The organism is Pseudomonas sp. MDT1-16, from assembly GCF_054898115.1.
The window spans coordinates 5,255,855-5,276,090 of the sequence record NZ_CM142717.1 but is presented as its reverse complement, the minus strand read 5'-3'; the positions used below and the strand labels follow the sequence as shown (position 1 = coordinate 5,276,090).

The following is a 20,236-nucleotide window of genomic DNA, read 5'->3' as shown; positions in this document are numbered from 1 at the left end:
AGTGTCTCTGATCGCTTCTGACCACTTCCGCATCGTTGTCGGCCTCGGCAAGAGCGGCATGTCCCTGGTTCGCTTCCTGGCGAACCGGGGCGTGTCGTTTGCTGTCGCCGATACGCGGGAAAATCCACCGGAACTGGCCACGCTCAAGCGTGACTATCCGCACGTGGAAGTGCGTTGTGGCGAGCTGGACGTCGAGTTCCTGTGCCGCGCCGACGAGCTCTACGTGAGCCCCGGCCTGGCGCTGGCGACCCCGGCCCTGCAGGCCGCCGCCCTCCGTGGCGTGAAATTGTCCGGTGACATCGAGCTGTTCGCGCGTAACGCGAAAGCGCCGATTGTCGCCATCAGCGGTTCCAACGCGAAAAGCACCGTCACCACGTTGGTGGGCGAGATGGCTGCAGCGGCCGGCAAGCGTGTCGCCGTCGGCGGTAACCTCGGTACGCCGGCGCTGGATCTGCTCAGTGACGACGTCGAGCTGTACGTGATGGAGTTGTCGAGCTTCCAGCTCGAAACCACCGATCAACTGAACGCCGAAGTGGCGACCGTGCTCAACGTCAGCGAAGACCACATGGACCGCTACAGCGGTCTGCCGGCCTATCACCTGGCCAAGCACCGGATCTTCCGAGGTGCGAAGCAGTTTGTGGTCAACCGTCAGGATGCCCTGAGCCGTCCGCTGATGGGCGAAGGTCAGCCATGCTGGACTTTCGGTTTGAGCAAACCTGATTTCAAGGCCTTCGGTATTCGCGAAGAAGACGGCGAGAAGTACCTGGCCTTCGAGTTCCAGAACCTGATGCCGGTGCGCGAGTTGAAGATTCGCGGCGCCCATAACCAGTCCAACGCCCTGGCGGCCTTGGCCCTGGGCCATGCTGTTGGCCTGCCGTTCGATGCCATGCTGTCGAGCCTGCGTACTTTCGCCGGGCTTGAGCATCGCTGCCAATGGGTCCGCGACCTGAATGGCGTGGGCTACTACAACGATTCCAAAGCCACCAACGTCGGCGCCGCACTGGCTGCCATCGAAGGCCTGGGCGCGGACATCGACGGCAAGCTCGTGCTGATCGCCGGTGGCGATGGCAAGGGTGCCGAGTTCAAGGACCTGCGTGATCCGGTCGCGGTTAACTGCCGCGCCGTGGTGCTGATGGGTCGCGACTCCGAGCTGATCGCTCAGGCCATCGGCGATGCCGTGCCACTGATTCGCGTCAACTCGCTGGACGAAGCCGTCGCGCAATGCCGCGCCATCGCCGAACCGGGCGACGCGGTGCTGCTGTCGCCAGCCTGCGCCAGTTTCGACATGTTCAAGAATTACGAAGACCGTGGTCACCAGTTCGTCCGCGCTGTGGAGGATCTGGCATGAGCCTGAGAAATATCATCAAGCCATACCCGTCGCCGATCATCACCGGGCGCGGTATCGACCTCGACTTCCCGATGCTCGCCGGCTGCCTGGCATTGATCGGCCTCGGGCTGGTCATGATTGCATCGGCATCGACCGAAGTAGCAGCGGTGCAGTCGGGTAGTGCCCTGTATTACATGATTCGCCACCTTATCTACGTGGTGCTGGGCCTTGGCGCCTGCATCGTCACCATGATGATTCCGATCGCCACCTGGCAACGTCTGGGCTGGCTGATGCTGATTGGTGCGTTCGGTTTACTGGTGATGGTGATCATCCCGGGGATCGGCCGTGAAGTGAACGGTTCGATGCGCTGGATCGGCTTCAGCTTCTTCAACGTCCAGCCTTCCGAGATCGCCAAGGTGTTCGTGGTGATCTACCTCGCCGGTTATCTGGTGCGTCGCCAGAAAGAAGTGCGTGAAAGCTGGATGGGCTTTTTCAAGCCGTTCATCGTTCTGCTGCCAATGGCGGGTCTGTTGCTGATGGAGCCGGACTTCGGTGCCACCGTCGTGATGATGGGGGCTGCGGCGGCGATGCTGTTCCTCGGCGGGGTCGGGCTGTTCCGTTTTTCCCTGATGGTTATCCTCGCGGTCGGGGCGGTGGTGTTGCTGATTCAAGTGCAGCCGTATCGAATGGCGCGGTTGACCAACTTTGCGGATCCGTGGGCCGACCAGTTCGGTGCTGGGTACCAGTTGTCCCAAGCATTAATCGCTTTTGGTCGCGGGGAATGGCTGGGCGTAGGCCTGGGCAACAGCGTGCAGAAACAGTTCTACCTGCCGGAAGCCCACACCGACTTCGTGTTCTCGGTCCTGGCCGAGGAGCTGGGTGCCGTGGGTTCCTTGTGCACAGTGGCGCTGTTCGTCTTTGTTTGTGTGCGTGGCATGTACATCGGCTATTGGGCCGAGAAGGCCAAGCAATTCTTCGCTGCCTACATCGCGTACGGCCTGTCATTCCTGTGGATTGGTCAGTTCCTGATCAACATCGGAGTGAACGTCGGCCTGCTGCCGACCAAGGGTCTGACCCTGCCGTTCCTCAGTTATGGCGGTAGTTCGTTGGTGATCTGCTGTGCCTGTCTCGGCTTGTTGCTGCGTATCGAGTGGGAAAGTCGAACCCATTTGGGCAGTGAAGAGATGGAGTTCCATGAGAGCGACTTCGCCGAGGAGCCGACCCATGGGCGCTAATGTATTGATCATGGCGGGCGGCACCGGTGGCCACGTGTTCCCGGCGCTGGCGTGTGCCCGCGAATTCCAGGCCCGTGGGTACACCGTGCATTGGCTCGGGACCCCGCGTGGCATCGAGAACGATCTGGTGCCGATGGCCGGAATCGAGCTGCACCGGATCAATGCCAGCGGTTTGCGCGGCAAGGGCAAGCTGTCCTTGCTCAAGGCACCGCTCATGTTGCTCAAGTCGATCTGGCAGGCGCGGGCGATCATTCGTCAGCTGCGGCCGGTGTGTGTGGTTGGCTTTGGTGGTTATGTGACCGGTCCTGGCGGCGTTGCAGCCAAACTGGCCGGCGTGCCGGTGATCGTTCATGAGCAGAACGCGGTGGCCGGTACCGCCAATCGGTTGCTGGTGCCGTTGGCCGCCCGAGTCTGTGAAGCGTTCCCCGACACCTTTACCCTGTCGGACAGCCGTCGGACCACCGGTAACCCGGTGCGCACCGAGCTGTTCCTCGACACACCGCGACAGGCTTTGGCCGGTCGCAAGGCGCGTTTGCTGATTCTGGGCGGAAGCCTGGGCGCAGAGCCGTTGAACAAGTTGCTGCCTGAAGCCCTGTCGCAAGTCGCCCCCGACCTGCGCCCGGAAGTGTTTCATCAGGCCGGCAAAAACCACGATGAAGTGACTGCAGAGCGCTATCGCGCGGCTGGCGTCGAGGCGCAAGTGCAGCCTTTCATCAAAGACATGGCCCAAGCCTATGGCTGGGCCGACCTGGTGGTGTGCCGCGCAGGTGCGCTGACCATCAGTGAACTGGCTGCCGCCGGTCTGCCCTCGATGCTGGTGCCTTTGCCCCATGCGATCGACGATCACCAGACCCGCAACGCCGATTATTTGGCCCGTGAAGGCGCTGCCTTCCTGATGCCGCAAAGAACGACTGGCGCAGCGGATCTTGCCGCACGCCTGACAGAGGTCCTGATGCAACCACAACGACTGACCGACATGGCCACCGCTGCACGCCGCCTGGCCAAACCCGATGCAACCCGTAATGTGGTCGATACCTGCCTGGAGGTGGCCCATGGTTGAGAATCAGAAAGCCATGCCGCACCCGGAAATGCGCCGCATCCGTAGAATCCACTTCGTCGGGATCGGCGGCGTGGGCATGTGCGGCATCGCCGAAGTGTTGCTGAACCTGGGCTATGACGTGTCCGGTTCCGACCTGAAAGCTTCGCCGGTGACCGAGCGTCTCGAGTCCTTTGGTGCCCAGATCTTTATCGGCCACCGCGCCGAGAACGCCGCGACCGCCGATGTGCTGGTCACCTCCAGTGCCGTGAACACGTCCAACCCGGAAGTCGCCACCGCCCTGGAGCGCCGCATTCCGGTAGTGCCGCGTGCTGAAATGCTGGCTGAGCTGATGCGCTACCGCCACGGCATCGCCGTCGCCGGTACCCATGGCAAAACCACCACCACCAGCCTGATCGCTTCGGTGTTTGCCGCCGGTGGCCTGGACCCGACATTCGTCATCGGTGGCCGTCTGAATGCCGCGGGCACCAATGCCCAGCTTGGCACCAGCCGTTACCTGATCGCCGAAGCCGACGAAAGCGACGCCAGCTTCCTGCACCTGCAGCCGCTGGTGGCCGTGGTCACCAACATCGACGCCGACCACATGGCGACCTACGACGGTGACTTCAACAAACTGAAGAAAACCTTCGTCGAGTTTCTCCACAACCTGCCGTTCTACGGTCTGGCGGTGGTGTGCCTGGACGATCCGGTGGTGCGTGAAATCCTGCCGCTGGTGAAACGTCCTACGGTCACTTACGGCTTCGGCGATGACTGCGATGTGCGTGCGATCAATGTGCGTCAGCAGGGCATGCAGACCTTCTTCACCGTGCTGCGTCCTGATCGCGATCCGCTGGATGTCTCGGTGAACATGCCGGGTAACCACAACGTGTTGAACGCACTGGCAACCATCTGCATTGCCACCGACGAGGGCGTCAGCGATGAAGCCATCGTCCAGGGCCTGTCCGGGTTCCAGGGTGTTGGCCGACGCTTCCAGGTCTACGGCGAACTGCCGGTAGAAGGCGGCAACGTGATGCTGGTCGACGACTACGGTCACCACCCGACCGAAGTCGCCGCCGTGATCAAAGCCGTGCGCGGTGGCTGGCCGGAACGTCGCCTGGTGATGGTTTACCAGCCGCACCGTTACAGCCGGACCCGTGACCTGTACGACGATTTCGTCAATGTATTGGCCGACGCCAACGTTCTGCTGCTGATGGAAGTCTACCCGGCCGGTGAAGAGCCGATCCCGGGCGCCGACAGCCGCAAGTTGTGCAACAGCATCCGTCAGCGCGGTCAGCTCGACCCGATCTACATCGAGCGCGGTGTCGACCTCGCGCCCATCGTCAAACCGCTGTTGCGTGCTGGTGACATCCTGCTGTGCCAGGGTGCTGGTGATATTGGTGGTCTCGCACCGAAATTGTTGAACAGTCCGTTGTTCGTGGGTGCGGTTGCCGCGCCAACTGTGGGGAAGTTGAAATGACTGCTGCTTACGCCAACCTCGTCTCCACACTTGCGCCGAAAGACTTCGGCCGCGTCGCCGTGTTGTTCGGCGGCAAGAGTGCCGAGCGTGAGGTGTCCCTGAAGTCGGGTAACGCGGTTCTCGACGCGCTGCAAAGCGCCGGTGTGGACGCGTTCGGCCTCGACGTGGGCAATGACCTGTTGCAGCGTCTGCTGAACGAAAAGATCGACCGTGCCTTCATCATTCTCCACGGTCGTGGCGGTGAAGACGGCAGCATGCAGGGCCTGCTCGAATGCCTGGGCATTCCGTACACCGGCAGCGGCATTCTTGCCTCGGCATTGGCCATGGACAAGCTGCGCACCAAACAGGTCTGGCACAGCCTCGGTATTCCGACGCCACGCCACGCGGTACTGAGCTCTGAGGCCGATTGTATTTCGGCAGCGACGGAACTGGGCTTCCCTTTGATCGTCAAACCGGCCCATGAAGGTTCAAGTATCGGGATGGCCAAAGTGTCTTCAGCGCTTGAGTTGATCGACGCGTGGAAAGCGGCCAGTACCTACGATTCGCAAGTGTTGGTCGAGCAATGGATTCAAGGTCCGGAGTTCACCATCGCCACCCTGCGTGACCAGGTATTGCCACCGATTGCCCTGGGCACGACACACAGTTTCTACGACTACGACGCCAAGTACGTGGCTTGCGATACCCAGTACCGGATCCCGTGTGGCCTCGACAGCAGCAAAGAAAAAGAACTCATGGACCTCACGGCGAAAGCCTGTGATGCGCTGGGTATCGCCGGTTGGGGCAGGGCAGACGTGATGCAGGACGCCGACGGGCAGTTCTGGTTCCTGGAAGTCAATACCGCACCGGGCATGACCGATCACAGTCTGGTTCCGATGGCGGCCCGTGCTGCCGGTCTGGATTTCCAGCAACTGGTTCTGGCCATTTTGGCAGCAAACGTTGGCAGCAACGAAGAGCCGCGAGGTTAAGACCATGCAAGGCGCCCAGCTGAGACATCAGCCCTCCGCACCACCCGGCCGCAAGCCGGTACCGCGGGGTGCCAGTCGAATGGTGGCCAAAGAGCCGATGTCTGCGCGCCTGCCGAAAGCCAATTTTGGTTTTCTGAAAAGCCTGTTTTGGCCAGTGCTGCTGGTAGCGCTGGGGTTCGGCACTTACGAAGGCGCGCAGCGCTTGCTGCCTTACGCCGACCGGCCGATTACCAAGATCAACGTGCAGGGCGATTTGAGTTACATCAGCCAGCAAGCGGTGCAGCAGCGTATCGCCCCATACGTGGCGTCGAGCTTCTTCACCATCGATCTTGCGAGCATGCGCACCGAGCTTGAACGGATGCCATGGATTGCCCACGCCGAAGTGCGCAGGGTGTGGCCGGATCAAGTGGTGATCCGCCTGGAAGAACAACTGCCAGTGGCCCGATGGGGCGATGAATCGCTGTTGAACAACCAGGGTCAGGCGTTCACCCCGCGTGAACTGGCGAACTACGAACACTTGCCCCAGCTGTTCGGCCCACAACGGGCTCAACAGCAGGTCATGCAGCAATACCAGGTGCTGAGCCAGATGCTCAGGCCGTTGGGCTTCTCGATTGCACGCCTGGAGTTGCGTGAACGAGGCAGCTGGTTCTTGACCACCGGCGCTGGCAGCGCGGGCCCGGGGATCGAACTGCTGCTGGGACGCGGCAAGCTGGTGGAAAAGATGCGCCGCTTCATTGCCATCTATGACAAGACGCTTAAAGAACAGATTACGAACATTGCGCGCATTGATCTGCGCTACGCCAACGGCCTCGCTGTTGGCTGGCGGGAACCTGTAGCGCCCACGACAGCCCAACCCGCTGTCGCGAAGAATTAAGAAGAGGCAGGACCCATGGCAAACGTGCAAAGCGGCAAAATGATCGTCGGTCTCGATATCGGCACCTCCAAGGTGGTGGCGCTGGTCGGCGAGGTCTCGGACGACGGCACGCTGGAAATCGTCGGGATCGGTACCCATCCGTCCCGTGGCCTGAAGAAAGGCGTGGTGGTGAACATTGAGTCCACCGTGCAATCGATCCAGCGCGCGATCGAAGAGGCGCAGCTGATGGCCGGTTGCCGCATTCACTCGGCGTTCGTCGGCGTGGCCGGCAATCACATCCGCAGCCTGAACTCCCACGGCATCGTGGCAATTCGTGATCGCGAAGTCAGCTCCGCCGACCTTGAGCGTGTTCTCGACGCCGCCCAGGCCGTAGCGATCCCGGCTGACCAGCGCGTGCTGCACACCCTGCCGCAGGATTACGTGATCGATAACCAGGAAGGTGTTCGTGAGCCTTTGGGCATGTCAGGCGTACGTCTGGAAGCCAAGGTTCACGTGGTCACCTGCGCCGTCAACGCCGCACAGAACATTGAAAAATGCGTGCGTCGCTGCGGTCTGGAAATCGACGACATCATTCTTGAGCAGCTGGCTTCCGCGTATTCGGTCCTGACCGACGACGAGAAAGAGCTGGGCGTGTGCCTGGTGGACATCGGTGGCGGCACCACCGACATCGCGATCTTCACCGAAGGCGCGATCCGTCACACCGCGGTGATCCCGATTGCGGGCGATCAGGTGACCAACGACATCGCCATGGCGTTGCGCACCCCGACCCAGTACGCCGAAGAAATCAAGATTCGCTACGCCTGCGCCCTGGCCAAACTGGCCGGTGCCGGTGAAACCATCAAGGTCCCAAGTGTCGGCGACCGTCCACCGCGCGAGCTGTCCCGTCAGGCCCTGGCTGAAGTGGTCGAGCCGCGTTACGACGAGCTGTTCACGCTGATCCAGGCCGAACTGCGTCGCAGCGGCTACGAAGACCTGATCCCGGCCGGCATCGTGTTGACCGGCGGTACGTCGAAGATGGAAGGCGCGGTCGAACTGGCCGAAGAGATCTTCCACATGCCGGTCCGCCTGGGCGTGCCGCATGGCGTCAAGGGCCTGGATGATGTGGTCCGTAACCCGATTTATTCCACTGGCGTTGGCCTGTTGATGTACGGCCTGCAGAAGCAGTCCGACGGGATTTCGTTCTCGGGCATCAGCAGCCGCGACAGCTACAGCAATGAAGAACCGAAAGTCGCCTTGCTCGATCGCTTCAAGAGCTGGGTACAAGGCAACTTCTAAAGCTTTACCGCAGCACCGCAACACCGCTTCAAAAAGCAGTAGGCGAAAAAACTAGAGAATGTAAGGAGAGGGAAAATGTTCGAACTCGTAGACAACATCCCCGCAAGCCCGGTTATTAAAGTTATCGGTGTTGGCGGAGGCGGCGGCAACGCTGTCAACCACATGGTCAAGAGCAACATTGAAGGCGTTGAATTCATCTGCGCCAACACTGATGCCCAGGCGCTGAAAAGTATCGGCGCGCGGACCATCCTGCAACTGGGCACCGGCGTGACCAAAGGTCTCGGCGCTGGCGCCAACCCTGAAGTAGGTCGTCAGGCCGCTCTCGAAGACCGTGAGCGCATTGCCGAAGTCCTGCAGGGCACCAATATGGTGTTCATCACCACTGGCATGGGCGGTGGTACCGGTACCGGTGCTGCGCCGATCATTGCTGAAGTGGCCAAGGAAATGGGGATTCTCACCGTTGCGGTGGTGACCCGTCCGTTCCCGTTCGAAGGCCGCAAGCGCATGCAGATCGCCGACGAGGGTATCCGTCTGCTGTCTGAAAGCGTCGACTCGTTGATCACCATTCCCAACGAGAAGCTGCTGACCATCCTTGGCAAGGACGCAAGCCTGCTGTCCGCATTCGCCAAGGCCGACGATGTATTGGCCGGTGCCGTTCGCGGTATCTCTGACATCATCAAGCGTCCGGGCATGATCAACGTCGACTTTGCCGACGTACGGACCGTGATGAGCGAAATGGGCATGGCGATGATGGGCACTGGCTGCGCCAGCGGTCCGAACCGTGCACGTGAGGCCACCGAAGCGGCCATTCGCAACCCACTGCTGGAAGACGTGAACCTGCAAGGCGCACGCGGCATCCTGGTGAATATCACCGCCGGTCCTGACCTGTCCCTGGGTGAGTACTCCGACGTGGGTAGCATCATCGAAGCCTTTGCTTCCGAACACGCGATGGTCAAGGTCGGTACCGTTATCGATCCGGACATGCGCGACGAGCTGCACGTGACCGTGGTTGCCACCGGTCTGGGCGCGAAAATCGAGAAACCTGTGAAGGTCATCGACAATACCGTTCACACCTCCATGGCTTCCCAGCCACAACAACAAACCCCTGCACGTCAGGAACAGCCAGCGGTAAACTACCGTGACCTGGACCGTCCGACCGTCATGCGCAACCAGGCTCAGGCCGGTGCTGCGACTGCCGCGAAGATGAATCCGCAAGATGATCTGGACTACCTGGACATCCCGGCTTTCCTGCGTCGTCAGGCTGATTGATGGAATGTATCAGGGCTATGAAGGTGATTGGTGTTCAGCAAAGGCCTGGTCTGCTATTATCGCCAGCCTTTGTTGATACCAGTTCGCAATTTGCGCTGAAGCGGCCCAAGCCATGATTAAACAACGCACACTGAAAAATATTATCCGTGCTACAGGTGTAGGCCTGCACTCCGGGGAGAAGGTATACCTGACCCTCAAGCCCGCACCTATCGACACCGGCATTGTGTTTGTTCGTGCCGACCTCGACCCTGTGGTGCAGATTCCTGCCCGCGCGGAAAACGTTGGTGAAACTACGATGTCGACCACGTTGGTCAGTGGTGACACCAAAGTGGATACGGTGGAGCACTTGCTCTCGGCCATGGCTGGCCTGGGCATCGATAACGCCTACGTCGAGCTCTCCGCGTCCGAAGTTCCGATCATGGATGGTAGCGCTGGACCCTTCGTATTTCTGATTCAGTCGGCTGGCCTGGAAGAACAGGACGCCGCCAAGAAGTTCATCCGGATCCTGCGGGAAGTGACAGTGGAAGACGGCGACAAGCGCGCCACTTTCGTCCCTTTCGAAGGCTTCAAAGTGAGCTTCGAGATCGATTTCGATCACCCGGTTTTCCGTGACCGCACACAAAGTGCAAGCGTGGATTTTTCCAGCACTTCGTTTGTAAAAGAAGTCAGCCGCGCCCGTACCTTTGGTTTCATGAGTGACATCGAGTACCTGCGCAAGCACAACCTCGCACTCGGCGGCAGCGTTGAAAACGCTATTGTGGTCGACGCGGATGGTGTACTGAACGAAGACGGCCTTCGCTATGAAGACGAATTCGTGAAGCACAAAATCCTCGATGCAATTGGTGACCTATACCTGTTGGGCAATAGCCTGATTGGTGAGTTCAGGGGCTTCAAGTCCGGACATGCATTGAACAACCAGCTGCTGCGCAAGTTGATTGAGCAGACAGATGCTTGGGAAGTCGTGACGTTCGATGACGCTAGCACTGCACCAATCTCTTACATGCGCCCTGTTGCGGCCGTGTAAGTAAAAAACCTCTCTAGTTTTTAAAGGCTACCTTCGGGTGGCCTTTTTTTATGCCCGATCGTTCCCACTCAGAGTGGGGGAACGATCATCCTGCGACCACCCGATTCCTGCCCGCTTCCTTGGCCTGATACAGCGCCTTGTCCGCTGCAAACAGCAGTTGTTCCAGACCGATCTCGGCGGATGTGGTCCAGGTACTGATACCAATACTGACAGTAATCCGCGACTCGGCACCTGCCACCAACGGCAATTGCTCCACGGTCGCTCGGATGTGTTCGGCAATCTGTTGCGCACCCTGGCTGTCGGTTTCCGCCAGGATCACCGAAAACTCCTCGCCGCCGTAGCGGGCGGCCAGATCCGCTGGGCGCCGCACATTGGCGGAGATGACCTTGGCCACCGAGCGCAAGGCATCATCGCCACTCTGATGCCCATGGCGATCGTTGAACGCCTTGAAGTGGTCGGCATCGATCATCAGCAGCGACAACGGCTGGCCGGAACGTTGAGCGCGAAACCACTCATGACGCAGGACCTGATCCAGCGTTCGGCGGTTGGCCAGGCCGGTCAAGGCATCGGTGGCCGCCAGTTGAGCCAGTTCCTGCTCGGCGTGATAGCGCAGGCGCAATTCCCGGCAGAGCAACCAGGTCAGCCAGAGCAGACTGACGCACAGCGCAATAGTCGCAACGCTGACCACCACCGCCGTGCGCTTCCACGACGACAACACTTCATCACTGGACAACGCAACGATGACGATCAACGGCAAGTTGCCCACCTTGGAGAACGTGTACAGGCGTTTATCCTTGTGGCGGCTTGAAATACCGGTGAAGCTGCCGTTGCCTTCTTTGACAATGCGCTGGAAGTTGGGACGGTTGCTGAAGTCCTTGCCAATCAGCTCTTCGGCCAGACGGGGCTCCTGGGCCAGAAGAATACCGTCCGAGCTGATCAGGTTGACCGAGCTGTCACGACCGATGCTCAAACTGTTGAACAACTGATCGAAATAACTCAAGCGCATGGCGGCTTCGGCTACGCCAAGAAATTCGCCTTGTGAGCCGCTGACCCGACGACTGAAGCTGATTCGCCATTCATGTTCAGCCTGTCTGGAACGGAAGGGACGGCTGATGTGCATGCTCGGGTCGCGATTGGTCACGTGCGACTGAAAGTATTCGCGGTCAGCAAAATTGCCCTTTCTGGGTTCTACCGAGGCCGAGTCGGCGATCACGTCGCCCTTGTTGTCCAGCAACAAAATGTCGCCCTTGTAGGGTGCCGCAGTGGCACGGTCAAACAAGGCCAGGTGTCGGATGGCAGGAGAAACGCTCTTGAGGTCTTCACGCTGCGAGGCAGCGATCAAACCGAGCAAGGACAGGTCATAGAGTTCGATATTGCGCAGCACGTCTGCGTCGATCAGTTGCACGATATTGGTTGCTGCGCGAGTGGCAGACTGTTCAGCATTGGCACGTTCGCGAATGAGCAGGAACGCCACGATGCTCAATATCGCAATCACCAACAGCAAACTGCCGAGAACCAGAAGCCGCTCCGACCGCGTCGACAGGATCGGATGGTGAGATGTTGCACGGCTCACACTCATGGTTCTGACTTCTGCTAATGAGGCGTTATGAAAGTTTTTTACAAGAATCGGGCAGAACCCCAGAAACCGTTTTCGTTCAGAGCGCCTGTACAAATCCCGGATAAAAAAAAAGCCAGCAAGACGTGCTGGCCTTTTACTTATTGAAGCTTAGAAGACATTGAGCGGGTAGTCGACGATCACCCGGTATTCATCGGTGTCCTGATCCAGCACGCCGTAGCCGTTGCCTCCACGGTTGGATGCCCATTGCAGGCGCAGCGCCAGGTTTTTGGCCTTGCCGCCCTGAACCACATACTTGAGATCGATGTCGCGTTCCCAATGCTTGGCGTTTTTGCCGTCAGCGCTGTACCACGAGGCATAACCAGGGCTGTCCGGATCGACCTTGGTCAGGTCCAGTTCACCCTGGGAGTAAGAGACCGCTGAGGTCAGGCCGGGCAGGCCGAGCCCGACAAAGTCATAGGCGTACTTGAGTTTCCACGAGCGTTCATTGGGGCCGTTGAAGTCCGAATACTGCTGGGAATTGTCGAGGAAGACGCTGTCGCCCTGGCTGATGTAGTCGAACGGCGTGTTGCCGTTGACCCGCTGATACGCGGCGGTGACGCTGTGATTGCCCACACCGACGGTGAAATGCAGGCTGTAGGTGTTGTTGTCGATGTTACCCAACAGCGCATCGCCAGTGTCTTGCGTGTGATAGAAGTGCAGGCCCGGGTTAAGGCTGACCAGGTCGTTCAGCGCGTAGGTGTAATCCAGGTCGTAGTAGTACTGGTTCCAGATGTCTTTGAGTTCGGAAGCATAGAGGCTGCTGGTCAGCCCCGGCAGACCGCTCCAGGCGACGCCGGCCCAGTTCAGGTGCCGGCTTTCGTCACCCTCGGACAGACTGCCATAGGACGTGCCTATTCGGGTGTGTCCGCTCTGGTTGTAAGGTTTGGTAAAACTCGCCTGGCCACCTTCAATCATCCAGCCGTCAAAACTGTGGTTGGTCAGGCTGACGCCGCGAAAGGTCTGGGGCAGCATGCGGGTTTCGCCGCCGGCGATCACCGGATTGGTGAGGAACAAGTCACCGGCCTTCAGTTCGGTATCGAGGGCACGCATTTTCAGCGTGCCGCCCGCCGTCGAGAACGAACCTGGCGCTTTGCCGTTGCCATCGCTGATCGGCAGGATACTCGACCCATCGGTACCGCCACCGCCGTCGAGCTTGAGCCCGAGCATGGCGTGGGCATCAACGCCGAAACCGACGGTGCCCTGGGTATAGCCTGATTCGAAAATGCCGAGGAAACCCTGGCCCCATTCAATGTTGTCGTCCGCCTGCTGCAGGCGATTGCGGTTCATGTAGTAGTGTCGGGCGTTGAGGTTGAGGCTTGAGCCTTCGACAAAACCTTCGGCGTTTGAGTCGTCTGCGGCGTGAGCAGCAGGAGTCACCGTCGCAGCGATTGCAATGAATAACGGGCTGAATCTAAGAGGGAAACGCACTAGCGGTAAAGCTCCTTGGGTCAATTAAGAGCCTCATTGTTTTGAGACTCAGAATGTTTCTTGTTAAGGGAGACGAACTGAAGCTGTTCAAAACCACAACGAAAAAAAGCCGCTGAGAGCAGCGGCTTGAAGACAACTTTTCAAAGGAAAGAGCCGATGAATAGTGTCGAGGGAAACAGATCGATACTTGATAATCAGCTGTCTTTCTCAACCCGCGGCTGGGCTTGAGTAGTCGACGCTTGCGGGGTTTGCGCAGCTTCCTGAGCTTTGGCCGTCATTTCGCTCTGATACTGTTCGAACGCAGCAGCTCGTGCGGAATTTTGCACGACGAACGCCTGCGACTCTTCAGCGATGGCGAACGGAGACAGAAACATAGAGGACATAACGAAAGCGCTGGCAATACCCATAGTGTTGGACATCTTTTAAACCTTCTTGCTTGGCAAGTGCTGTTTGGTGCGGCAACGATAAGGGGGTTTGGAGAAGGGAAAAAGAGCGGGTTTATGAAAGGACTGTTGCGCTTAAGGCAACAGTAGGTAGGGCGACGCAGTACATGTAGTAGCTGGCGAAGCCTGCGTTCGGCTGCGAAGCAGTCGTAAATCCTGTACACGCGGTATACCTGACAGACCGCAGCGTCGGATCTCACGACTGCTTCGCAGCCGGACGCAGGCTTCGCCAGCTGCTACAAGGACCGGGTGCAGTCCAAATGCCGGTACGGGTCATACGGGCAAATGAATGCCGAAGGTATTCATGCCGTGGTCACAGCGCACAAACACATCCCCCCCATGCATCAACGCAATCGCCTTGACGATCGCCAGCCCCAGCCCATGGTTGTTCCCACTGTTGCTGCGCGATGCATCCACCCGATAAAAACGCTCAAACAACCGCGACAAATGCTCGCTGGCAATCGGCGAACCGGGGTTCGCGACACCGATACTGACCTGATGCTCCTCGACTTCGATTCGCACCTGAATGACTTGCCCTGGCTCGGTGTGCTGCACCGCGTTACTCAGCAAGTTGATCAACGCCCGGCGCAAATGCGCGACCTCGATCCGCAACTGGGCATCACCACTGACCTGCACCTGAACCTGCGCGTCTTCCAGAATGAAATCCAGATACTCCAGCGTCGTCGCCACTTCTTCGGCGAGTGAGGTGGACGTCAGTTTGGTGGCCTTGCTGCCCTGATCCGCGCTGGCAAGAAACAGCATGTCATTGATGATCGAACGCAGTCGCTCAAGCTCTTCAAGGTTCGATTGCAGCACTTCAAAATAGTGTTCGGCGGATCGCCCGCGAGTCAACGCCACCTGGGTCTGGCCGATCAGGTTGGTCAGCGGCGAGCGCAGTTCATGGGCCACATCGGCGTTGAACGACTCAAGGCGCGAGTAAGCCTGTTCGACCCGCTCCAGTGTCGAGTTGAACGAATTGACGAACTGATTCAGTTCCGGCGGCAGCGGTGACAATTGCAGCCGACCGGACAACAGCGGCGGGGCCAGCCGCTGAGCTTCCTGGGACAACTTGATCAGCGGCTTGAGGCCGATCCGCGCCACCCAGTAACCGAGGGCCGACGCCAGCAACACGCCGATGATCGCCAGGCTGATCAGGGCAATCAGCAAATGGTGTTGAGTCTGCAAAAACGTCTCGGTGTCGATGCCGATCATGAAGCGCAGCGGTGGACGTTGATCCTTGGCCGGGAACTGACTGACCAGCACTTTGAGTGGATAAGGTTGATCCGGCAGCTGCAAGTCGCGCCTGCCCAGCGGCCCTTCGGCGAAGGTGCGGATCTGCGGCGTCAGGTTGCCGTATTCGTAGCGCGGATCCCCGCTGATGATCCAGAAGCTGATGCGTTTGTCTTCCTCACCGAGCAGCTTGAGCTTGTTATTGATCTTCACCCAATGCTCAGGCGTGCCGTAACGGCCGACCGTGGATTCGAGCACGCTGTAACGTGCGTCCAGTTCAGCCTCGGGCAGCAAACCCAGACCTTTATCGACCTGTTGATACAGCGCCCAACCAATCAACAGAAACACCAAAAGCGCCACCAGCGTAAACATCCCGCTCAGGCGCAGCGCAATCGAGTTGCGAGGGTAGGTCATCATTCATTTCCTGCGCCGCGCCGAGTCTGCTGTTGCGCAGGGCAAGGCGCGAGGAGCGCGGTTTGGTTGTTCCAAATAAGCTCCGAGCAACGCAGCCCTGCGCAACAGCAGGCTCGGCCCTCCGGGTTGTCGTCTGAAAGCGGGCCATGCTGCGTTGCAGCCCTTGGCAAGGAAACAACCCTTACCTTCGGGCTGCGCCTTGCCTGGCCCGCTTTCAGACGGCAACGCGGCGCAGGAAATGAATGATGACCTACCCTAAACACCGCGGCTCTCCAGCACATAACCCATGCCACGAATTGTGTGCAGCAGTTTCTCGTCGAACGGCCCGTCGAGCTTGGCGCGCAAGCGTTTGATCGCGACTTCGACGACGTTCGCGTCGCTGTCGAAATTGATGTCCCAGACCATTTCGGCGATGGCGGTTTTCGAAAGAATTTCACCCTGGCGGCGGGCCAGCACGCTGAGCAAAGAGAACTCCTTGGCGGTCAGGTCCAGGCGGGTGCCGGCGCGGGTCGCTTTGCGGCTGATCAAATCTATCCACAGGTCGGCGATGCTCACCTGCACCGGTTCGTGACCGCCGCTGCGGCGGGTCAGCGCTTGCAGGCGCGCTACCAGTTCGAGGAAGGAAAACGGTTTGCCGAGGTAGTCGTCGGCGCCGTCGCGCAGGCCTTTGATACGGTCTTCGACACGCTCGCGGGCGGTGAGCATGATCACCGGGGTTTGCTTGCGCGCACGCAAGGCGCGCAGTACGCCAAAGCCGTCGAGGCCCGGCAGCATGACGTCGAGGACGATCACCGCGTAGTCGCTTTCCAGCGCCAGGTGCAGGCCTTCGACGCCATCGTGCGCCAGGTCCACGGTGTAACCCTGTTCCGTCAGACCGCGGTGAAGATAATCCGCGGTTTTTTCCTCGTCTTCGATAATCAGAACGCGCATGACCCCGCCTCAGTCTGTGGTCGCCAGCGCCGGCATCGGTGCTGGGGCTGGTTTAGGCCGATGGAAAAGCCGCTCAAGCCACAAGTATATGACCGGAGTGGTAAACAGCGTCAGCGCCTGGCTCACCAGCAAGCCGCCCACGACCGCGATCCCCAAGGGTTGGCGCAGTTCGGCGCCGGTGCCGTAGCCGAGCATCAATGGCAGCGCGCCGAGCAGGGCGGCGAGGGTGGTCATGATGATCGGCCGGAACCGCGTGATACAGGCCTGGTAGATCGCCTCTTCCGGTGGCAAGCCACCTTTGCGTTGGGCTTCGAGCGCGAAGTCGATCATCAGGATGCCGTTCTTCTTCACGATCCCGATCAGCAGCACCAGCCCGATCAACGCCATGATCGAGAAGTCCTGCCCGCAAATCCACAACATGATCACCGCGCCGAGCCCGGCGGAGGGTAGGGTGGAGATGATGGTCAGCGGATGGACGAAGCTCTCGTACAGAACGCCGAGAATGATGTACACCGCCACCAGCACCGCCAGGATCCATACAAGCGAGCTTGCTCCGGGCTGCGTTCCGACGATAGCGTCAGTTCCGTGAACACAAAACCCGACGGACTCGCCTGCAGCGTGAAGCTTGCAGCTCCCGACACAGGTATACTGCCGCCTTTCGCGGCTCGCTGACCGGGCCCGACTCTATGTGCATCACCCGGAGCTTTCATGACTTCCCCGACACAACCGCCGGTTGCCGACGCTTTGAGCGACGACCAGGCAGACCTGCCAGACAGCGTCGACTCCAGCGCAGACAGCGAAACCAAAGCCGAGATCCCAGCGTTCAAGTTCCCGTTCAAGCCGGGCGACCTGGCCGCAGCGAAGAACGCCAGCCAGCCCTGGTACAAGAATGGCGCCAAGAACGGCCATACCAAGACTCCGGGCGTAGCGCCACCCGGCACTCGCCGCTCGATGGGTAAACGCTGAGTTTTAAACTCTGCGGCGAGCAAGCTCGGCTCCTACCGTTGATCTGTGTACGACGCAAATCCACTGTAGGAGCTGAGCTTGCTCGCGAAGGGGCCATCAAAGGCAATACACGTTCTGGATCAAGCCGCGCGCAACGAAATAAACGCATAGTTCACGGGTGTATCTGTCGCCACTTGCGCACCGGCCGCCTGCACGTGTCCGGCAATGTCCTCCCCTGACACATGAAACAGCCAATCAGCGTGTGATTCAGCCAGCGGCTGCGCCGCAACCTGATCGATGACCCTCGCAAACGCGGTCATGTCCGGCAGATAAGCGGTAAAGCCATCGCCCTTCAACGCTGTAGTCCGAATTCCTAGCAACGCGCAAATCGCATCCTTGGTCCGAACGTCATCGCGATCAGCCTGACGAGAGTGCTGGATTAACCCGACCAGTTCCTGATCCGCCCATTCACCACCCACAATTAAATCCGGTCCCTTTTCCCACGACTCGGGCGGACATTCCTTCGCCGCAATGTTCAGGGGAATGTGCGGATTGATTTCCATCGGGTAGATGCGGCACACCAGCGGCCGACGTTCGTAGATGCGGCAGAGGTTGTCTTCGTCAAGATTCCGGCAAGGACCGACGTTGTAGGCGGCAAAGGTGATGGCGATGTACGCCTCGGATGCGCCGCTTCGAACCCTCACCGAACGACGTTCGGCGTGCTCGCGTTGCGGCATGGGCAGGCCCAGGCCATTGCCCAGGAAACCTTCCACCAGCACGATTACCTGACCGCCATCGGCCGCCCACATCCGGGCTTCGCTCAGGGTCAGGGGCACGTGGTGGTCGTTGCAGCATTTGCCACAACCAACGCAGGAAAACGTCGTATTCATTGAGCGGCCAGTCGCCTGTGAGGGTATGAAGCGGCGACAGAATGCCGCCGCAAAGGCCACTGTCGAAGCAAGTTATGCGCCAGTCATTGCGCCTTGGCGGTCGGGCGGATGGAGTCCCATTCGGTGACATAAGCGGTTTTGCTTTTCTTGTTGTAAAGGCACAGTTCGGTGCCTTGCTGGCCTTTCATGTGTTTTTGCGGGTATTGGCCTTGCAACAGAAGTGCGGTGTAGCCAACCCGGTCGTCAAACTGTGCGGCGTTGCCAACAGGTTTGGCATTCTTCAGGCCGCTGGCCTTGGTGCAGCTGGCGAGCACGGCTTTGTCGTAGGCGGCCCAGGCGTCGGGGCTGGACGCGTAGGCCTGGGTGGTCAGGGCGCTGAGGCAGAGGAAGGTCAGGGTTGAGGCTTTCATATTCTGGCATCCGTGGGTGGGTATAGACCTAGGTCTGAGTATGCCAGGCCGGAACCGGTTCCCGGCGGATCACACGCATTCCGGCGTTTTCATACAAACGCTGCGCCCGAAGGTTGTCCTCAAGCACCTTCAAATCTACAAAACCTTCGCGACGTTCCTGAAACACCTTGAAAGCTTGTGCCAGCAATGCACGGCCTAGCCCGAGGCCCTGAGCTCGAGGATGCACCACCAGGTTCTTGATGTAGGCACTTGTCCAGCACTGGCAAACACCCACAATACCTTCGGCATCCAGAGCGATGAAGCACAGGGTCGGGTCGTATTCCTGATCGGTTTCAAAACGCTGTTGCCAGACGTCCAGTGCCGGTACGCGACCGCCTCCTTCCTGATAGCCCAGTTCCATCAAACGATGAACGGCTTCTGCCAGATCGGGGCGGTATTCGCTGAGGACGATTCCCTGAGGCCAAACGATTGCAGGCATACCTTCAGTGAGGTTGCGCCGCATCAGAAAGCAGAAGTCCTTGGACAAGACTCAATGACCTTGTTCAGCGACAGCCTTGGCTGCTTCGATCAGGCACTTGGTCAATTCCGGAGAGGAGAACTTGGTCAACACCGCGTTCGCGCCGGCAAGACGGGCCTTTTCGCTGTTCATCGCGCTGTCCAAAGAGGTGTGCAGCAGCACATAGAGGTGCGAGAAATCCGGGGTTTCGCGCAAGGTGCGGGTGAAGGCGTAGCCGTCCATCTCCGACATTTCGATGTCCGAAACGATCAGATTGATCTGCTGGGCCGTGCCTTGCAGGTCCAGCAAGCAGTCGATGGCTTCCTTGGCACTGCGGGCGGTGTGGCATTGCAGGCCGAGGTTGCGCAGGGTGTGAACCGATTGCTGCAGCGCAACCTGGCTGTCATCGACCACCAGAATCCGCGCGTTGCCGAGGACTTCGGCGTCTTCCATGCTCAGTTCGGTCGGGGCCGTTTCGATCTGCGCCGGGGCGATGCCATGGATCACTTTTTCGATGTCCAGCACTTGTACCAACGTGCCGTCGACCGAGGTCACGCCAGTGATGTACGAACGCACGCCGCCAGAGCCGAAGGGCGGCGGACGGATGTCGGTGGTCAGGCAGTGGACGATCTTGCTCACCGCTTGAACGTGCAAACCCTGCTTGGAGCGGCTGACATCGGTGACGATCAGGCAGCCACCGTTCGGGTCTTCCAGCGGCCGTTCACCGATGGCACGGCTGAGGTCGATCACCGACAACGACGCACCGCGCAGGGTGGCGATGCCTTTGACGTGGGGATGCGACTCCGGCAGCTTGGTCAGCGGCGGGCAGGGAATGATTTCACTGACTTTCAGCAGGTTGATCGCCATCAGCTTGCCGCTGCGCAAGGTAAACAGCAGAAGCGAAAGTGAGTCTGCGCGGGCTTTGTTTGAAGACATAAAAACCTTCTGTG

Annotated in this window: 19 protein-coding genes and 1 pseudogene; 10 read left to right on the top strand and 10 right to left on the bottom strand. The window is 59.5% G+C overall.

Annotated features, from left to right (window positions below; all coding sequences use genetic code 11):
- Position 1 precedes the first annotated feature (1 nt).
- From murD to lpxC, 9 genes are all read left to right on the top strand, one after another.
- Positions 2 to 1,348: a UDP-N-acetylmuramoyl-L-alanine--D-glutamate ligase gene (gene murD / locus ACYZT3_RS24315; RefSeq protein ID WP_282379007.1), complete on the top strand. Its 1,347-nt coding sequence runs from the start codon at positions 2 to 4 to the stop codon at positions 1,346 to 1,348.
- Positions 1,345 to 2,562 carry a putative lipid II flippase FtsW gene (gene ftsW / locus ACYZT3_RS24310; protein WP_462030918.1) on the top strand — a complete coding sequence of 406 codons (1,218 nt, stop codon included), beginning with the start codon at positions 1,345 to 1,347 and terminating at the stop codon, positions 2,560 to 2,562. Before murD ends, ftsW begins: the two co-directional genes overlap by 4 nt.
- Positions 2,552 to 3,622: an undecaprenyldiphospho-muramoylpentapeptide beta-N-acetylglucosaminyltransferase gene (murG, locus tag ACYZT3_RS24305; protein WP_282379008.1), complete on the top strand. Its 1,071-nt coding sequence runs from the start codon at positions 2,552 to 2,554 to the stop codon at positions 3,620 to 3,622. The genes ftsW and murG overlap by 11 nt, the downstream gene beginning before the upstream one ends.
- Entirely contained in the window at positions 3,615 to 5,075 is a 1,461-nt protein-coding gene (murC, locus tag ACYZT3_RS24300; RefSeq protein WP_282379010.1) for a UDP-N-acetylmuramate--L-alanine ligase, read from the top strand. Before murG ends, murC begins: the two co-directional genes overlap by 8 nt.
- Complete coding sequence (locus tag ACYZT3_RS24295) at positions 5,072 to 6,040, top strand: D-alanine--D-alanine ligase (protein WP_462030917.1); 969 nt, start codon at positions 5,072 to 5,074, stop codon at positions 6,038 to 6,040. The genes murC and ACYZT3_RS24295 overlap by 4 nt, the downstream gene beginning before the upstream one ends.
- A 4-nt stretch (positions 6,041 to 6,044) precedes the next feature.
- Complete coding sequence (locus ACYZT3_RS24290) at positions 6,045 to 6,914, top strand: cell division protein FtsQ/DivIB (RefSeq protein ID WP_282379014.1); 870 nt, start codon at positions 6,045 to 6,047, stop codon at positions 6,912 to 6,914.
- A 15-nt stretch (positions 6,915 to 6,929) separates the two neighbouring features.
- Positions 6,930 to 8,189 carry a cell division protein FtsA gene (gene ftsA, locus ACYZT3_RS24285; protein WP_033061341.1) on the top strand — a complete coding sequence of 420 codons (1,260 nt, stop codon included), beginning with the start codon at positions 6,930 to 6,932 and terminating at the stop codon, positions 8,187 to 8,189.
- 75 nt (positions 8,190 to 8,264) lie between these two features.
- Positions 8,265 to 9,458: a cell division protein FtsZ gene (gene ftsZ, locus ACYZT3_RS24280; RefSeq protein ID WP_282379019.1), complete on the top strand. Its 1,194-nt coding sequence runs from the start codon at positions 8,265 to 8,267 to the stop codon at positions 9,456 to 9,458.
- A 112-nt stretch (positions 9,459 to 9,570) separates the two neighbouring features.
- Positions 9,571 to 10,482: a UDP-3-O-acyl-N-acetylglucosamine deacetylase gene (gene lpxC, locus ACYZT3_RS24275; RefSeq protein ID WP_282379021.1), complete on the top strand. Its 912-nt coding sequence runs from the start codon at positions 9,571 to 9,573 to the stop codon at positions 10,480 to 10,482.
- Between the two features lie 85 nt (positions 10,483 to 10,567).
- Here lpxC and ACYZT3_RS24270 read toward each other — a convergent pair whose 3' ends face one another.
- The 6 genes and pseudogenes from ACYZT3_RS24270 to ACYZT3_RS24245 all read right to left on the bottom strand — a co-directional run.
- A complete protein-coding gene (locus ACYZT3_RS24270) occupies positions 10,568 to 12,061 on the bottom strand; it encodes a sensor domain-containing diguanylate cyclase (RefSeq protein ID WP_462030916.1) in 1,494 nt (497 codons plus the stop codon).
- Between the two features lie 147 nt (positions 12,062 to 12,208).
- On the bottom strand, positions 12,209 to 13,528 hold the full coding sequence (locus ACYZT3_RS24265) for an OprD family porin (RefSeq protein WP_282379027.1): 1,320 nt from the start codon (positions 13,526 to 13,528) through the stop codon (positions 12,209 to 12,211).
- A gap of 194 nt (positions 13,529 to 13,722) precedes the next feature.
- Positions 13,723 to 13,947: a hypothetical protein gene (locus ACYZT3_RS24260; RefSeq protein WP_282379029.1), complete on the bottom strand. Its 225-nt coding sequence runs from the start codon at positions 13,945 to 13,947 to the stop codon at positions 13,723 to 13,725.
- Between the two features lie 297 nt (positions 13,948 to 14,244).
- Positions 14,245 to 15,615 carry a heavy metal sensor histidine kinase gene (locus tag ACYZT3_RS24255; protein WP_462032419.1) on the bottom strand — a complete coding sequence of 457 codons (1,371 nt, stop codon included), beginning with the start codon at positions 15,613 to 15,615 and terminating at the stop codon, positions 14,245 to 14,247.
- Between the two features lie 255 nt (positions 15,616 to 15,870).
- The gene (locus tag ACYZT3_RS24250; RefSeq protein ID WP_462030915.1) at positions 15,871 to 16,545 is read right to left on the bottom strand and encodes a heavy metal response regulator transcription factor; all 675 of its coding nucleotides are present in this window, start codon (positions 16,543 to 16,545) and stop codon (positions 15,871 to 15,873) included.
- Positions 16,546 to 16,554: 9 nt separating this feature from the next.
- Positions 16,555 to 17,097, bottom strand: a pseudogene (locus tag ACYZT3_RS24245) (efflux RND transporter permease subunit); the annotation flags it as partial.
- Between the two features lie 156 nt (positions 17,098 to 17,253).
- Between ACYZT3_RS24245 and ACYZT3_RS24240 the strand changes: the two are divergent.
- Positions 17,254 to 17,511 (top strand): hypothetical protein, encoded by a 258-nt coding sequence (locus tag ACYZT3_RS24240; RefSeq protein WP_282379034.1) that lies wholly within the window; start codon positions 17,254 to 17,256, stop codon positions 17,509 to 17,511.
- 119 nt (positions 17,512 to 17,630) lie between these two features.
- Here ACYZT3_RS24240 and ACYZT3_RS24235 read toward each other — a convergent pair whose 3' ends face one another.
- The 4 genes from ACYZT3_RS24235 to ACYZT3_RS24220 form a co-directional block, all read right to left on the bottom strand.
- Complete coding sequence (locus ACYZT3_RS24235) at positions 17,631 to 18,380, bottom strand: YkgJ family cysteine cluster protein (protein WP_282379036.1); 750 nt, start codon at positions 18,378 to 18,380, stop codon at positions 17,631 to 17,633.
- Between the two features lie 83 nt (positions 18,381 to 18,463).
- Positions 18,464 to 18,790: a hypothetical protein gene (locus ACYZT3_RS24230; RefSeq protein ID WP_282379038.1), complete on the bottom strand. Its 327-nt coding sequence runs from the start codon at positions 18,788 to 18,790 to the stop codon at positions 18,464 to 18,466.
- A 28-nt stretch (positions 18,791 to 18,818) separates the two neighbouring features.
- Positions 18,819 to 19,292: a GNAT family N-acetyltransferase gene (locus tag ACYZT3_RS24225; protein WP_282379039.1), complete on the bottom strand. Its 474-nt coding sequence runs from the start codon at positions 19,290 to 19,292 to the stop codon at positions 18,819 to 18,821.
- 27 nt (positions 19,293 to 19,319) lie between these two features.
- On the bottom strand, positions 19,320 to 20,222 hold the full coding sequence (locus tag ACYZT3_RS24220) for a chemotaxis protein CheV (protein ID WP_008147551.1): 903 nt from the start codon (positions 20,220 to 20,222) through the stop codon (positions 19,320 to 19,322).
- Between the last annotated feature and the right edge of the window lie 14 nt (positions 20,223 to 20,236).

Excerpts from the sequence above, each read along its gene's own strand:
- ftsW (WP_462030918.1), top strand. The coding sequence starts at position 1,345 with ATGAGCCTGAGAAATATCATCAAGCCATACCCGTCGCCGATCATCACC.
- murG (WP_282379008.1), top strand. The coding sequence starts at position 2,552 with ATGGGCGCTAATGTATTGATCATGGCGGGCGGCACCGGTGGCCACGTG.
- murC (WP_282379010.1), top strand. The coding sequence starts at position 3,615 with ATGGTTGAGAATCAGAAAGCCATGCCGCACCCGGAAATGCGCCGCATC.
- ACYZT3_RS24295 (WP_462030917.1), top strand. The coding sequence starts at position 5,072 with ATGACTGCTGCTTACGCCAACCTCGTCTCCACACTTGCGCCGAAAGAC.
- ACYZT3_RS24290 (WP_282379014.1), top strand. The coding sequence starts at position 6,045 with ATGCAAGGCGCCCAGCTGAGACATCAGCCCTCCGCACCACCCGGCCGC.
- ftsA (WP_033061341.1), top strand. The coding sequence starts at position 6,930 with ATGGCAAACGTGCAAAGCGGCAAAATGATCGTCGGTCTCGATATCGGC.
- ftsZ (WP_282379019.1), top strand. The coding sequence starts at position 8,265 with ATGTTCGAACTCGTAGACAACATCCCCGCAAGCCCGGTTATTAAAGTT.
- lpxC (WP_282379021.1), top strand. The coding sequence starts at position 9,571 with ATGATTAAACAACGCACACTGAAAAATATTATCCGTGCTACAGGTGTA.
- ACYZT3_RS24270 (WP_462030916.1), bottom strand. The coding sequence starts at position 12,061 with ATGAGTGTGAGCCGTGCAACATCTCACCATCCGATCCTGTCGACGCGG.
- ACYZT3_RS24260 (WP_282379029.1), bottom strand. The coding sequence starts at position 13,947 with ATGTCCAACACTATGGGTATTGCCAGCGCTTTCGTTATGTCCTCTATG.
- ACYZT3_RS24255 (WP_462032419.1), bottom strand. The coding sequence starts at position 15,615 with ATGACCTACCCTCGCAACTCGATTGCGCTGCGCCTGAGCGGGATGTTT.
- ACYZT3_RS24250 (WP_462030915.1), bottom strand. The coding sequence starts at position 16,545 with ATGCGCGTTCTGATTATCGAAGACGAGGAAAAAACCGCGGATTATCTT.
- ACYZT3_RS24240 (WP_282379034.1), top strand. The coding sequence starts at position 17,254 with ATGACTTCCCCGACACAACCGCCGGTTGCCGACGCTTTGAGCGACGAC.
- ACYZT3_RS24235 (WP_282379036.1), bottom strand. The coding sequence starts at position 18,380 with ATGAATACGACGTTTTCCTGCGTTGGTTGTGGCAAATGCTGCAACGAC.
- ACYZT3_RS24230 (WP_282379038.1), bottom strand. The coding sequence starts at position 18,790 with ATGAAAGCCTCAACCCTGACCTTCCTCTGCCTCAGCGCCCTGACCACC.
- ACYZT3_RS24225 (WP_282379039.1), bottom strand. The coding sequence starts at position 19,292 with ATGCGGCGCAACCTCACTGAAGGTATGCCTGCAATCGTTTGGCCTCAG.
- ACYZT3_RS24220 (WP_008147551.1), bottom strand. The coding sequence starts at position 20,222 with ATGTCTTCAAACAAAGCCCGCGCAGACTCACTTTCGCTTCTGCTGTTT.